Source organism: Phaeobacter italicus (assembly GCF_001258055.1).
Taxonomy (GTDB): Bacteria; Pseudomonadota; Alphaproteobacteria; order Rhodobacterales; family Rhodobacteraceae; genus Phaeobacter; species Phaeobacter italicus.
In genome coordinates this window covers 73,519-86,798 of record NZ_CVRM01000035.1, presented here as the reverse complement: position 1 = coordinate 86,798, position 13,280 = coordinate 73,519, and the positions used below count along the sequence as shown (strand labels likewise).

The 13,280-nt window shown below is 61.7% G+C and carries 11 protein-coding genes; 6 read left to right on the top strand and 5 right to left on the bottom strand.

The window, feature by feature from the left end; genetic code table 11:
- Positions 1-20: 20 nt before the first annotated feature.
- From pgi to eda, 4 genes are all read left to right on the top strand, one after another.
- On the top strand, positions 21-1,637 hold the full coding sequence (pgi, locus tag NIT7645_RS17365) for a glucose-6-phosphate isomerase (RefSeq protein ID WP_008559866.1): 1,617 nt from the start codon (positions 21-23) through the stop codon (positions 1,635-1,637).
- A 43-nt stretch (positions 1,638-1,680) separates the two neighbouring features.
- Positions 1,681-3,138, top strand: coding sequence for a glucose-6-phosphate dehydrogenase (gene zwf / locus NIT7645_RS17360; RefSeq protein ID WP_008561947.1), 1,458 nt, complete (start codon positions 1,681-1,683; stop codon positions 3,136-3,138).
- An 88-nt stretch (positions 3,139-3,226) separates the two neighbouring features.
- Entirely contained in the window at positions 3,227-5,038 is a 1,812-nt protein-coding gene (edd, locus tag NIT7645_RS17355; protein WP_050687654.1) for a phosphogluconate dehydratase, read from the top strand.
- Between the two features lie 3 nt (positions 5,039-5,041).
- Complete coding sequence (gene eda / locus NIT7645_RS17350; protein ID WP_050687652.1) at positions 5,042-5,689, top strand: bifunctional 4-hydroxy-2-oxoglutarate aldolase/2-dehydro-3-deoxy-phosphogluconate aldolase; 648 nt, start codon at positions 5,042-5,044, stop codon at positions 5,687-5,689.
- 94 nt (positions 5,690-5,783) lie between these two features.
- Here eda and NIT7645_RS17345 read toward each other — a convergent pair whose 3' ends face one another.
- The 5 genes from NIT7645_RS17345 to NIT7645_RS17325 form a co-directional block, all read right to left on the bottom strand.
- A complete protein-coding gene (locus tag NIT7645_RS17345) occupies positions 5,784-6,767 on the bottom strand; it encodes a carbohydrate kinase family protein (protein WP_008558768.1) in 984 nt (327 codons plus the stop codon).
- Positions 6,764-7,414, bottom strand: a complete 651-nt coding sequence (locus NIT7645_RS17340) for a nucleoside/nucleotide kinase family protein (RefSeq protein WP_008560036.1) — start codon at positions 7,412-7,414, stop codon at positions 6,764-6,766. Before NIT7645_RS17340 ends, NIT7645_RS17345 begins: the two co-directional genes overlap by 4 nt.
- The gene (locus tag NIT7645_RS17335; protein WP_008559813.1) at positions 7,411-8,187 is read right to left on the bottom strand and encodes an ATP-binding cassette domain-containing protein; all 777 of its coding nucleotides are present in this window, start codon (positions 8,185-8,187) and stop codon (positions 7,411-7,413) included. Before NIT7645_RS17335 ends, NIT7645_RS17340 begins: the two co-directional genes overlap by 4 nt.
- Positions 8,187-9,248, bottom strand: coding sequence for an ABC transporter permease (locus tag NIT7645_RS17330; protein ID WP_008563236.1), 1,062 nt, complete (start codon positions 9,246-9,248; stop codon positions 8,187-8,189). Before NIT7645_RS17330 ends, NIT7645_RS17335 begins: the two co-directional genes overlap by 1 nt.
- A gap of 185 nt (positions 9,249-9,433) precedes the next feature.
- The gene (locus NIT7645_RS17325) at positions 9,434-10,450 is read right to left on the bottom strand and encodes a sugar ABC transporter substrate-binding protein (RefSeq protein WP_037303086.1); all 1,017 of its coding nucleotides are present in this window, start codon (positions 10,448-10,450) and stop codon (positions 9,434-9,436) included.
- A gap of 167 nt (positions 10,451-10,617) precedes the next feature.
- Here NIT7645_RS17325 and NIT7645_RS17320 point away from each other — a divergent pair, with 167 nt between their 5' ends.
- Complete coding sequence (locus tag NIT7645_RS17320) at positions 10,618-11,820, top strand: ROK family transcriptional regulator (protein ID WP_008558755.1); 1,203 nt, start codon at positions 10,618-10,620, stop codon at positions 11,818-11,820.
- A 97-nt stretch (positions 11,821-11,917) separates the two neighbouring features.
- Positions 11,918-12,997: a class I SAM-dependent methyltransferase gene (locus NIT7645_RS17315; RefSeq protein ID WP_008561610.1), complete on the top strand. Its 1,080-nt coding sequence runs from the start codon at positions 11,918-11,920 to the stop codon at positions 12,995-12,997.
- Positions 12,998-13,280 lie beyond the last annotated feature (283 nt).

Here is a 13,280-nt window from a genome sequence, read left to right as displayed (position 1 = left end):
TGAGACAACGGAGACGGACCATGACCCAGACCTGGCAGAAGCTGGCCAAGCATCGCGCAGATACCGCGGGGGTGCCGATCCTGTCGCTGTTTGACACGGCAAACCGGTTCGAGACGTTTTCGGCCGAAACCGACGGTCTCCTGCTGGATTACTCCAAAACCGCGCTCGACGCCACGGCGATGGACCTTCTGGAACATCTCACAGCCGAAGCAGGCCTCGCGGATCGCATCAGCGCCATGTTTCGCGGCGAGAAGATAAATACCACCGAAGACCGCGCCGTTCTGCACACCGCGTTGCGCGCCACTGCCGACACGGCGATCAAGGTCGATGGTGACGATGTTCTGCCCGCCATCCGCCACACCCTCCAACAGATGGAGAGCTTTGCCGAAGCCATCCGCACCGGAACCATCCGCTCCAGCACCGGCGCAAAATTCACCGATGTCATCAACATCGGCATCGGTGGTTCAGATCTTGGTCCGGCGATGGCCACCCTCGCCTTGGCCCCCTATCACGACGGACCTGCCTGCCATTTCGTGTCCAATGTGGATGGGGCCCATATCGCCGACACGCTAAAGGGGCTGGACCCGCAGACAACCCTGGTCATCGTCGCGTCAAAGACCTTCACCACCATTGAAACGATGACCAATGCCGAAACAGCCATCCGCTGGCTGCAGGCAACGCTAGGTGACAAAACACCCGAACATCTGGCCGCCGTCTCCACCGCACTCGACAAGACCGCCACCTTCGGGATCGCGCCCGAACGGGTCTTTGGTTTTGCCGATTGGGTGGGCGGGCGATACTCCCTTTGGGGGCCGGTTGGCCTGCCAATCATGATCGCCATCGGGGCGGATAACTTCCGCGAATTTCTGGCAGGCGCCGCAGCAATGGACGCTCATTTTCGCACCGCGCCCTTCCGCGACAACCTGCCGGTGATGCTGGCAATGGTCGGCATCTGGCACAACAACATCTGTGGCTACGACAGCCGCGCAATCCTGCCCTACGATCAGCGTCTGTCCCGCTTCCCCGCCTATCTCCAGCAGCTTGACATGGAAAGCAACGGCAAGAGCGTCGCGCTGGATGGCAGCCCCCTGCCCCGCGCCTCCGGCCCCATCGTCTGGGGAGAGCCGGGCACAAATGGCCAGCACGCCTTTTATCAACTGCTGCATCAGGGCACCCGTGTGGTGCCAGCCGAATTCCTCATCGCCGCCGAGGCCCATGAGGCGGATCTGACCCATCACCACCAGCTGCTGGTCGCCAACTGCCTCGCCCAATCCGAGGCGCTGATGCTTGGCCGCTCGCGCGAGGACGCCCGCGCCATCGCCGCCAAACGCGGCTTCACCGGTGAGGCGCTGGAAGAGATGGCAGGACATCTGTCCTTTGCAGGCAACCGCCCGTCTGTAACCCTCGCCTATCCCAAACTGACGCCCTTCGTGCTCGGCCAGCTGATCGCCCTCTACGAACATCGCGTCTTTGTCGAAGGCGTGCTCTGGGGGCTGAACTCCTTTGACCAATGGGGCGTGGAACTGGGCAAGGAACTCGCCGTCAGCCTGCTGCCGCTGGTCGATGGCTCCGCCCCGGCCGACGCCCACGAGACCAAAGACGGCTCCACCCGCGGGCTGTTGTCCAAACTCACCTGATCCCCGCCGCCCCCTCCATTCCTCAGCCGACAGAGAGAAAGCCATGGTTTCCCGCGTCATTCCCGTCCAGTCCTTTGACCTCGTGCTGTTTGGCGCGACCGGAGACCTTGCCCGCCGCAAGATCCTGCCCAGCCTGTTCCACCGCTTCCAGATCGGCCAGTTCGCGGATGATTGCCGCATCATCGGGGCCTCGCGCAGCGAAATGGACCGCAAGGGATTTCAGGACATGGTGGCCGATGCCATCCGCACCTTCGGGCAGGCAGGCGAGATCACCGAAGAGGAAATCACCGCCTTTCAGGACATGCTGCATTACACCGCAGTGGATGCGCGCGGCGAAAACGGCTGGGACACGCTTGCAACCCATCTGCGCGATGACGTCGTGCGCGCCTTCTACCTGTCGGTCGGTCCCAGCCTGTTCCCCGACATCGCAGGCCGCCTGCGCTCTACCGGGATCGCCACCCCCGACAGCCGCATCGTGCTAGAGAAACCCTTCGGCCACGATCTGGCCTCGGCGCAGGCGCTGAACGCCGCCTTGCGGGCCAATTTCGAGGAACACCAGATCTACCGGATCGACCACTATCTCGGCAAGGAAACCGTGCAGAACCTGATGGCCCTGCGCTTTGCCAACTCGCTGTTTGAACCGCTGTGGAATTCCTCTCACATCGACCACGTGCAGATCACCGTGGCCGAGAGCATCGGCGTCAAGGGGCGCGGCGAATACTACGACAAATCCGGCGCCATGCGCGATATGGTGCAAAACCACCTGATGCAGCTTCTGTGCCTCACCGCGATGGAACCCCCCGCCCGTTTCACCCCCAACGCCGTGCGCGACGAAAAGGTCAAGGTGATCGAGGCGCTGAACCCCGTCGCACCCGAGGCCATCGCCCGCGGCCAGTATCGCGGCCCCAGCGGCGAAGCCTACCGCGATCACGCAGGCAACCCCAACAGCACCACCGAAAGCTTTATCGCGATGAAGGTAGAGGTCGCCAACTGGCGGTGGGCCGGCACGCCATTCTATCTGCGCACCGGCAAATGCCTGCGCGCGCGCGAGTCGGAAATCGCCGTGTTCTTCCGTGATCCGCCGCATAACATCTTTGCCGAAGACACCGGCACCGGTGGCATCAAGGGCAATGTGCTGGTCATTCGCCTGCAACCGGACGAAGGCATCACCCTGCGCACCACCATCAAGGATCCCGGTCCCGGCGGCATGCGCCTCACGGGGGCCAATCTGGACATGACCTTTGCCGACAGCCTGCCAGAGGCCGGCCGGCCGCAAGACGCCTATGAGCGGCTCATCATGGATGTGATCCGGGGCAATCAGACCCTGTTCATGCGCGGTGACGAGGTCGAGGCCGCCTGGGCCTGGGCCGACCCGATCATCGCAAGCTGGAGCGAGGCCAATGATGTTCCCCAACCCTATGACCCCGGCAGCTCCGGACCAGAGGACGCGCTGCTCCTGATGCACCGCGACGGCCGCCGCTGGCGCGGTATCGGCGACTGAACCGCCTGTCCCGCTCTTTCCTTGGGCCACCCCGGCCCAAGGCCACCCTTCGCCCCTGAGGCACCTGCTGACTGAAAGAGGCACCCGAATGCGACTGAATGCGACCCTTACCGCCGTCACCGAACGGATCATCACCCGCAGCGCCAAAACCCGCACCGCCTATCTGGAACGGATGCGCGCCGCAAAATCCCAGGGTCCGGCCCGCGCGCATCTGTCGTGCAGCGGTCAGGCCCACGCCTATGCCGCCACCGGTCAGGACCAGTCGAAACTCGCGACCGAGTCCGCAGGCCACCTTGGCATCGTGACTGCCTACAACGACATGCTCTCGGCCCATCAGCCGTTTGAAACCTCCCCCGCCGCGATCAAGGAAGCCGTGCGCGAAATCGGCGGCACTGCGCAGGTTGCAGGCGGGGTTCCGGCCATGTGCGATGGCATCACCCAGGGCGAAGCGGGCATGGAGCTGTCGCTGTTTTCACGCGACGCCATTGCCATGGCGACAGGTGTTGCGCTCAGCCACAACGTCTTTGACGCCACCGTCTATCTCGGTGTCTGCGACAAGATCGTGCCGGGTCTGGTGATCGGCGCCCAGGTCTTTGGCCACCTGCCCGCCGTGTTCCTGCCCGCAGGCCCGATGACATCCGGCATCTCCAACGACGACAAGGCCAAGGTGCGCCAGAAATTCGCCGCCGGTGAAATCGGCCGGGACGAGCTGCTGAAATCCGAGATGGCCGCCTACCACGGCCCCGGCACCTGCACCTTTTATGGCACCGCCAACACCAACCAGATGCTGATGGAGTTCATGGGCCTGCACCTGCCCGGCTCCTCCTTCGTCAATCCCGGCACCGAACTGCGCGACGCCCTGACCCGCGAAGGCGGCAAGCGCGCCTTGACCCTGTCGGCCCTTGGCAACCACTACACGCCGGTCTGCGATATTCTGGATGAAAAGGCCTATGTGAACGGCATCGTCGGCCTGATGGCCACGGGCGGATCCACCAACCTGCTGATCCACCTGATCGCAATGGCCCGTGCCGGTGGCATCATTCTGGATTGGCAGGATTTTGCGGATCTTTCCGATATCGTGCCACTCTTGGCGCGGGTCTATCCCAACGGTCTGGCAGATGTGAACCACTTCCACGCCGCAGGCGGGCTTGGCTTCATGATCGGGGAGCTGCTCAATGCGGGCTTCCTGCATGACGACACCAAAACCGTCGCAGGCGAAGGTCTGGACGCCTACACCCACGAACCCTTCCTAGACGGCGGCGCGCTCACTTGGCGCAAGGGCAGCAGCGAAACCCTCAATGACAAGATCCTGCGCCCCGCGTCCGACCCCTTTCAGGAAACAGGTGGCCTCTCCCGGCTGACCGGCAATCTTGGCACCGGCGTGATGAAAATCTCGGCCGTCGCGCCCGAACACCGCATTGTCGAGGCACCCGCCCGCGTGTTCCATGACCAGGACGAGGCAAAAGCCGCCTTCAAGGCTGGGGAACTGGACAAGGGCGATGTCGTGATCGTTGTCCGCTTTCAGGGACCCAAGGCCAACGGCATGCCCGAACTCCACTCTATGACGCCCTTCCTTGGCATCATGCAGGGGCGCGGCCAGAAGGTGGCGCTGGTCACCGACGGGCGGATGTCCGGAGCCTCGGGCAAGATCCCCTCTGCAATCCACGTGGTTCCCGAGGCCCTGGATGGCGGCCCCATCGCCAAAATCCGCGACGGCGACATGCTGCGCGTCAATGCCGAAACCGGCGAGCTGGAAGTACTGGAAGAGGGCTTCCTGGCGCGCGAGGCCGTGGTTGCGGACCTTTCGGCCTATCAATACGGCACGGGCCGCGAGATGTTCGCCCTGTTCCGCAATTCTGTCACCTCCGCCGACACCGGCGCCACCGTATTCGGAGACTGAACCATGGCCATCACCCCGCAAGACGCCAGCATCCGCACCCGTGAGATCTGCAATCTCGCCCCGATCGTGCCTGTTCTGGTGGTCCATGATGTGGCCCACGCCCGCCCGCTTGCCGAGGCCCTGGTCGCAGGCGGCCTGCCCGCGCTGGAGGTCACATTGCGCACCCCTGCAGCGCTAGAGGTGATTGCCGAAATGGCCAAGGTCAAAGGCGGCGTTGTCGGCGCAGGCACATTGGTCACCCCCGATGATGTCACCCGCGCCATTGCCGCTGGCGCGCAGTTTGGCGTCTCGCCCGGTGCGACAGACAGCCTCTTGGATGCCTGCGAAGCACAGGGCCTGCCCATGCTGCCCGGCGCGGCCACCGCCTCCGAAGCGATGCGGCTTCTGGCGCGCGGCTATGACATGCTGAAGTTCTTCCCGGCAGAGGCCTCCGGCGGCGCGCCTGCCCTGAAAGCGATCAGCGCACCGCTGCCACAGATCAGCTTCTGCCCGACCGGGGGCGTAAGCCCGGACAACGCACACAGCTACCTGTCGCTCTCCAATGTGGTCTGCGCCGGTGGCAGCTGGGTGGCCCCAAGCAAACTGGTCGAAGCCGGAGATTGGGACGCTATCCGCGATCTCGCCCGCGCCGCAAGCCAACTGGCACGCTGATCCAGCCACTGACACAGCATGAAAAACGCCGCCCTGCCGATCACAGCAGGGCGGCGTTTTCACTTCACCGTTCAGGGCCTGTCAGCTCTCCGCCTTACCCCTCCAGTTCAGAGCGCCATGGCGGGTTGGCACCAGCCCGCGACACCGTGACAGCCGCCGCCTTGGCGCCATACTCCAGGCAGGCCCGCAGCTGTTCCTCGGCGATGTCGCCGCGCGCCGCATCTGTCAGCACACCCGCCGCATGGGCCGCTGCCAGAAATCCTGCGTTGAACGTATCCCCGGCCCCGACCGTATCGGCAACAACCGCCGACACCGCAGGCACCGCGACCTCAAGACCGGACCGCAGGATCCCCCGCGCGCCCTCGGCGCCGAGGGTCAGGATCACCAGCCCCGGCCCCGTTCCTGCCTCCCCCGCGAGAACCTGCCGGATCTTTGCCTCGATCGGGGCGTCGCCCGGATAGATCCAATGCAGATCCTCATCGGACACTTTCACGATACCGGCCCCCGCCACCATCGCCGCCAGCCTGCTGCGATAGGCCGCTTCGTCCTTGGCAAACCCCGCCCGCACATTGGGGTCGATCATGATCGTGCGCCGCCCCCGCTCGCGCGCGGCAAGGGCTGCATATGTCTCGGCCGCCGCGCCGTTGCACAGGGAAATCCCGCCAAAGAACAGGGTGTCCACCGCATCCGGCAGCTCCGGCAAACGGTCAGGACGCAGATGCCCCCCGGCGGAGTTTTCGTCAAAGAAATGATACTCGGCATGGCCCCCAACCAGATGCACAAAGGCCAGTGTGGTGGGTTGGGCAGACACCTCCGACAGGCTGTGATCGACCCCGGACGCATCCAGCGCCGCCACCAGCTGCTGACCAAACAGATCGCTCGACAGGCCGGTAAACAGCCCCGCCTGCATCGCGTCCCCAGTCCCCAGCCGACCCAGCGCCACCGCCGTGTTGTAGACCGCGCCACCACAATGCGGCACAAACCCCATCTGCGCCGCCGCCCCTTCGACACGCGGCACCGCCGTTTCGACAGGCGCCGGGATCATGTCGATCAGCGCCTCGCCACAACAGAGAATCATTCAGTCTGTCCCTTCCAAGTAATCTGCGCAGGCAGCGCCGCTGCCAGGATCCTGTCGGCATTCACCATATCATTGCCATCAGCCCGCGCCTCAGCCTCGGCGGGGGCAAGCCCGTGGATGTGCCACCGCTCCACCAACCGCTGCCGCAGCACCGAGCGCGGCACATCAACCCGCACCGACAGATCCCACATCGGCGCCAGATCGCGCCAGCCGTCGCTGTCAAACAACAGGTAATTGCCCTCCAGAACCGCAACCTCGCACGCCCCGTCAACAGCCCCCGCCCCGGCAATCGCCAGATCAAGAGAGCGGTCAAAGATGGGATAGATCACATCCCGATCAGATGCCAAGGCCGCCACCAGCCGCGCAAAACCGCGCTGATCAAAGGTCTCTGGCGCCCCTTTGCGCGGCAGCAGATCGCGCTCTGCCAGCAGCCGGTTATCCAGGTGAAACCCATCCATTGGCACCACTGCCGCCTGCGTGCCTGCCGTACATAGTGCCTCTACCAGACGGCTTGCCAGGGTGGATTTGCCGCTGCCCGGTGCCCCCGCAAGCGCCACCAGACGCCGCGCGCGACCGGCCTGTTGCGGCCGTGCCTGCACCGCGTCGACCAGATCCGACAGGGCTGTCAGCGTGTCGGTCTTGCTCATGCCTCTGCGAGCTCCGCTGCAGGTTCTGCCGCGCCGGTCATATAGGCCACCGCATCCGACATGCTGTGCGCCTTGGGGTCGATCACACACAGCCGCTTGCCCAGCCGGTGCACATGGATGCGATCCGCGACCTCAAACACATGGGGCATATTGTGGCTGATCAGGATAATCGGAATGCCCCGTGATTTCACATCCTGGATCAGCTCCAGCACCCTGCGGCTTTCCTTCACCCCCAGCGCCGCCGTCGGCTCGTCCAGAATGATTACCTTTGAACCAAACGCCGCGGCGCGGGCCACGGCCACGCCCTGACGCTGCCCGCCAGAGAGCGTCTCGACTGCCTGATTGATGTTCTGGATGGTCATCAGCCCCAGCTCGTTCAGCTTTTCGCGGGCGATCTCCTCCATCCGGGCGCGGTCCAGCTGCCGCAGCAAATTCCCCCGCCAGCCGGGTTTGCGCAGCTCGCGCCCCATGAACATATTGTCCGCAATCGACAACGCAGGCGACATCGCAAGGGTCTGATAAACGGTCTCGATCCCCTCTTCGCGCGCATCAATGGGGCTGGTGAACTGCACCTTGCGCCCCTCCAGCCAGACCTCCCCCTCATCCGGGATCACCGCGCCGGAAATCGCCTTGATGAGCGAGGATTTCCCGGCGCCATTGTCCCCGATCACCGCCAGGATCTCACCCGGCATCAGGTCAAAATCACAGTGATCCAATGCGGTCACCCGACCATAGCGTTTGACCAGACCGCGGGCTTTCAAAATGGGTTCCATCACACCGATACCTTTCTGATCCACTGGTCCACGGCCACCGCCGCAATGATGAGAAGGCCGATCAACAGATAGGTCCATTGCGCATCTGCCCCCAGCAGGCGCAAGCCAAGGGTAAAGACCCCGACAATCAGCGCCCCAAAGAACGTCCCAAGGATAGACCCGCGCCCCCCAAACAGCGAGATCCCCCCGATCACCACCGCCGTTATGCTCTCGATATTGGCAAGCTGACCCGAGGTGGGCGACACCGAGCCGATGCGCCCGATCATCGCCCAACCGGCAAAGGCGCAGATCAGACCAGACAGCATATAGACCGAGATCAGCACGCGGTTCACCTTGACGCCTGACAGCTCTGCCGCATCGGGGTCATCCCCCACCGCATAAACATGCCGCCCCCAGGCCGTATGGCGCAGCACATAGGCCAGCAGGATCACCAGCAGCACCATGAAGATCACCCCATAGGTAAAGACAGCCCCGCCAAGCTTGATCTTTTCGCCAAACAGCTGCAGCAGCGGCGCCTCGGCGGCGATGGTCTGGCTGCGGATGGTTTCATTGGCGGAATAAAGGAAATTCGTCGCCAGCACGATCTGCCACATGCCCAGCGTCACGATGAACGGCGGCAGCTTCATCCGCGCCACCAGCCAACCATTGATGAACCCGCAAAAGGTGCCGCAGATCAAACCGCAGACAACAGCGATTTCCGGCGGCAGGCCGTAGCGAAAGGTGAACTGCCCCATGACCACGGAACTCAGCACCATGATGGCGCCGACCGACAGATCGATCCCCGCCGTCAGGATCACAAGCGACTGCGCGCAGGCCACGATGCCCACAATCCCCACCTGCTGCAGGATCAGCGTCAGCGCAAAGGGGGAAAAGAACTTGCTGCCTAACAGCAGGCCAAACACGATCACCGACAGCACCAGCACGATCAGCGGCACCAGCGACGGCGTCACATGCAGAAGATGCTGGAATTTCTGGATGAAACTCTGATGGCCCTGATCGAACTCGGCCGTTTCCTGCGGGCTACCGGCGGCAGCGGCTTCATAGCTCTGCTGGGTAGACATGGTATCCTCCAAATCACCCACGCACCGGTGGGGTCAGTCCTTGTTTTCTGTCTCGATGCCCGCCAGTGCCGGGAACCATGTGCAGGCAAACCTGCGTCGGGAAAAAAGGGCGGCCTCAATGGGCCGCCCTCCCCATCACCAAGCGGGGATACGGGGCCCAGCAGGCTGCGCCCCGTCCATCGGCCTTACCCCCAGCAGAGGTTCATGCCCTCATTGGTGTCGATGCTCTCCACACCCTCGGCAGGCTGATCGGTCACCAGCGCAACACCCGTGTCAAAGAACGCCTTGCCCGGTGTCGGCTCCGGCTTTGCCCCGGTAGAGGCCCAGGCGCTGATCGCCTCGATCCCCTTGGACGCCATCAGCAGCGGATATTGCTGCGAGGTCGCACCGATCACACCGTCCTTGATGTTCTGCACACCAGGGCAACCCCCATCGACAGAGACGATCAGCACGTCATTTTCGCGCCCGATCGCCTTCAGCGCCTCATAGGCACCCGCAGCGGCAGGTTCGTTGATCGTGTAGACCACATTGATCATCGGATCCTTGGCCAGCAGGTTCTCCATCGCGCGGCGGCCACCTTCCTCGTTGCCTGCGGTGATATCGTTGCCAACAATGCGCGGATCGGTCTCGTCCCCCCATTTGTTGGGATCACCCAGATCAATGCCAAACCCCTGCAGGAAACCCTGATCGCGCAGCACGCCCACGGTCGGCTGGCTTACCGCAAGGTCCAGCATGGCAATCTTGGCATTGGCAGCCTCATCGCCCAGGCTCGCCGCCGCCCATTTGCCAATCAGCTCACCCGCCAAGAAATTGTCGGTGGCAAAGGTCGCATCCGCCGCGTCGATCGGCTCCAGCGGCGTATCAAGGGCAATCACCACAAGGCCCGCATCCCGTGCCTGCTGCACCGCCGGCACAATGGACGAGGTGTCAGAGGCGGTCAGCAAAATGCCCTTGGCGCCATCTGCAATGCAGGTCTCAATCGCGGCCACCTGGGTTTCATGGTCGCCGTCAATCTTGCCCGCAAAGGACTTGAGCGTCATGCCCAGTTCCGCGGCCTTCGCCTCGGCCCCTTCCTTCATTTTCACAAAAAACGGGTTGGTATCTGTCTTGGTGATCAGGCAGGCGGTCACACCCTCTGCCGCAAATGCAGACCCGGCCGTGGCCGCGAAACTCAATGCAGTACCCAAAAGCAATTTCTTCATGATGTCCTCCCTCAGCATCACTCATAAACCAACAAGGCCGTCGGACTGCCTCGTTGCCCAATAGGAGCCACGATTCTGCGGCTCGGGTCAATATATAAATCAACTTGACTTATTAAGTCGATATCCGCACTTTTCTCATGTCTCAAACCGTGATTAGGGTCCGCCGCATGGAACAAGAGCAAGTCAGATCCCTCAGCGGCGGCGTAAATCAGACAGGTGTGCGGGTTTTTAACGAACGCTTGATCCTGTCCCTGTTGCAACGCAACGGCCCCATGCCCGGCAGCGCACTCGCCCGCGGCACCGGCCTGTCCTCGCAGACCGTCTCGGTCATCCTGCGCAAACTGGAAACCGACGGGCTCCTGAAACGCGGTGAGGCGCAGCGCGGCCGTGTGGGCAAACCCTCGGTGCCGATGGGGCTCAATCCGGATGGGCTGTTTTCCTACGGGCTGAAGATCGGCCGCCGCAGCGCCGAGGTTCTGCTTCTTGATGTCTGTGGTGCGGTGCGCCAGCAACTGCGCCTGCGCTACCCCTATCCAACCCCGCAGGTGGTGTTTGACTTCCTGCAAGACAGCCTTGCCCGGATCGAAACCGCCCTGCCCGCCGATCAGATCAGCCGCATCTGCGGCATCGGCATCGCCACCCCCTTCCAGCTCTGGACCTGGCACGAGCAGATCAACGCCCCGAAGGCCGCGCTGGATGACTGGAGATCACTTGATTTCGCTGCGGAAATTTCCCGGTTCAGCGATCTGCCCGTCCATGTCGTAAATGACGCAACAGCCGCCTGCCGCGCCGAACATATCTACGGTCGGGGCAAGGCCTATCGCGACTATGCTTATTTCTACCTTGCGGCCTTTATTGGCGGGGGCGTGGTGCTTAATCACCGCGTTCTGGAAGGCCCGCATGGCAACGCAGGCGCGCTTGGCTCGCTGCCCACGATCACCAAGGACGGCAAGGACGCGAAACTCCTTGATGTGGCCTCCATGCACCTGCTCGAACAGCGCCTCACCAATCAGGGCGAAGACCCGGACCGCCTGTGGCAACAGCCAATGGACTGGAGCGGGCTGGAACCCGCAGTAGAGCCCTGGCTGGATCAAGCCGCCGAGGCCATTGCCCGTGCCAGTCTGACCACCTGCGCCGTGTTTGATTTCGAGGCCATCCTGATCGACGGAGCCCTGCCCGCCGCAATCCGCACAACGCTGGTACAGCGCACCCGCGCCGCCCTTGCCAGCCTCGACGCCCGCGGCCTGATCCTGCCCAGGATCGAAGAGGGCTCCATCGGCCCCAACGCCCGCGCCCTCGGCGCCGCCAGCGGCCCCATCATCTCGCAATACCTGCTCGACACCGACTCCGTCTTCAACGCAGCCCTGTAGCGACAATCTGTGCAGAATTTTACCAAATATTGAGCAGACGCCACCATCATGCTGTCAAACTGAAAGACTGCTTTTCGACAAATTGAGAGTTTTCTGCATGGCCTGCCTGCTTCTTCCAACAACCCCAAATAACCCGTTGCTTTCTCCAGATGACGAGCAGCGGGTCGGTGCGATGACATTGCGCAGGAACAGAAAGCTGCAGTTTGTCGAAAACGCATCGTTTGATCCGAGCATAACTTACTACGATGCCTCTTATGAGAACAGCCAGGCACACTCGACTCAGTTTTCCCAGCACATGGATGACGTGCTCAAACTTCTGATTGATCGTTATCCTGCTGGAAGTCGCCTCGTCGAAGTTGGCTGTGGCAAGGGCGATTTCCTCGACAAAGCAAATGACACAGGTCACTTTGTCTGTAGAGGTTTTGACACCACCTATACAGGGAACGCTCCCTATATCGAAAAGCGCTACCTGAAAGAAGATGATAGGATTGAAGCTGATATTGTTGTGCTAAGGCATGTCTTAGAGCATATCCCGCAGCCTCATACTTTTATTTCCATGCTAGCCAAGATCTTCGGCGAGGCTGAAATTTACGTTGAAGTACCGAATCTCGACTGGATTCTGGAAAACAATACCTTTTTTGACATCACCTATGAGCACGTAAACTACTTTAGCCAATATGCACTTTCCGCCCTATTCGGGCGCAAGGTCAAGATGGCCAACTTGTGCTTCTCGGATCAATATCAGTTCGTCATCGCAAATCTTGCTGAAGCCACCACCCAATTCACCAGTGCGTATGATGGCGAAAACTGGGATGATGTTAGCTTCGACGATTTGTTTCCTGCGCTGACAAAACAGATAGTAAATCTGGAAGGAATGACACAACATACAGGGAAATGTTACTTCTGGGGAGCAGCAACAAAGGGGTGTATGTTCCTTTGGCATGCGAACAGGCTCAATCGACTGGTAGACGTCGTACCATACGCAGTGGATATCAACCCAGACAAACAAGGTCGTTGGTTGCCAGGATCCAAAACAGCGATACGAGCCCCTGAAGATTTTTACAAAGACGCAAAGCCCGGTGACCTTCTCGTCATTTCCAACCCGGCCTACCAGCAGGAAATAAAATCCGAACTCTCCCGCCGGGATCTCGATTTTGTTTCAGTGACCTGTATCTAGGGTCAGGATGCATTGATTTGGCACCACTGGTTTACCTGATCTTGTTCCTGACAAGTCACATCGACGCAGAAATACTGGTTGTATTTCAAGGTGATGTAACGCAGCTCATGAGCAAGATCAGGTAAATCTTACAGACGCAGGGAGCGCTGCAAAGCAGCGGCTTTGACCGCTTTGAAATTGGCCCCGCCAGTTCCTGCGCGCTCAAAACCCCTGCTAAATTGCCCTTCCTGCGCCAGTGATGCCAAATCAATGCATCCTGACCCTAGGCTCATTCGAGGTCTCA

Excerpts from the sequence above, each read along its gene's own strand:
- NIT7645_RS17340 (WP_008560036.1), bottom strand. The coding sequence starts at position 7,414 with ATGAGCAAGACCGACACGCTGACAGCCCTGTCGGATCTGGTCGACGCG.
- zwf (WP_008561947.1), top strand. The coding sequence starts at position 1,681 with ATGGTTTCCCGCGTCATTCCCGTCCAGTCCTTTGACCTCGTGCTGTTT.
- NIT7645_RS17320 (WP_008558755.1), top strand. The coding sequence starts at position 10,618 with ATGGAACAAGAGCAAGTCAGATCCCTCAGCGGCGGCGTAAATCAGACA.
- edd (WP_050687654.1), top strand. The coding sequence starts at position 3,227 with ATGCGACTGAATGCGACCCTTACCGCCGTCACCGAACGGATCATCACC.
- NIT7645_RS17325 (WP_037303086.1), bottom strand. The coding sequence starts at position 10,450 with ATGAAGAAATTGCTTTTGGGTACTGCATTGAGTTTCGCGGCCACGGCC.
- NIT7645_RS17335 (WP_008559813.1), bottom strand. The coding sequence starts at position 8,187 with ATGGAACCCATTTTGAAAGCCCGCGGTCTGGTCAAACGCTATGGTCGG.
- pgi (WP_008559866.1), top strand. The coding sequence starts at position 21 with ATGACCCAGACCTGGCAGAAGCTGGCCAAGCATCGCGCAGATACCGCG.
- eda (WP_050687652.1), top strand. The coding sequence starts at position 5,042 with ATGGCCATCACCCCGCAAGACGCCAGCATCCGCACCCGTGAGATCTGC.
- NIT7645_RS17345 (WP_008558768.1), bottom strand. The coding sequence starts at position 6,767 with ATGATTCTCTGTTGTGGCGAGGCGCTGATCGACATGATCCCGGCGCCT.
- NIT7645_RS17330 (WP_008563236.1), bottom strand. The coding sequence starts at position 9,248 with ATGTCTACCCAGCAGAGCTATGAAGCCGCTGCCGCCGGTAGCCCGCAG.
- NIT7645_RS17315 (WP_008561610.1), top strand. The coding sequence starts at position 11,918 with ATGGCCTGCCTGCTTCTTCCAACAACCCCAAATAACCCGTTGCTTTCT.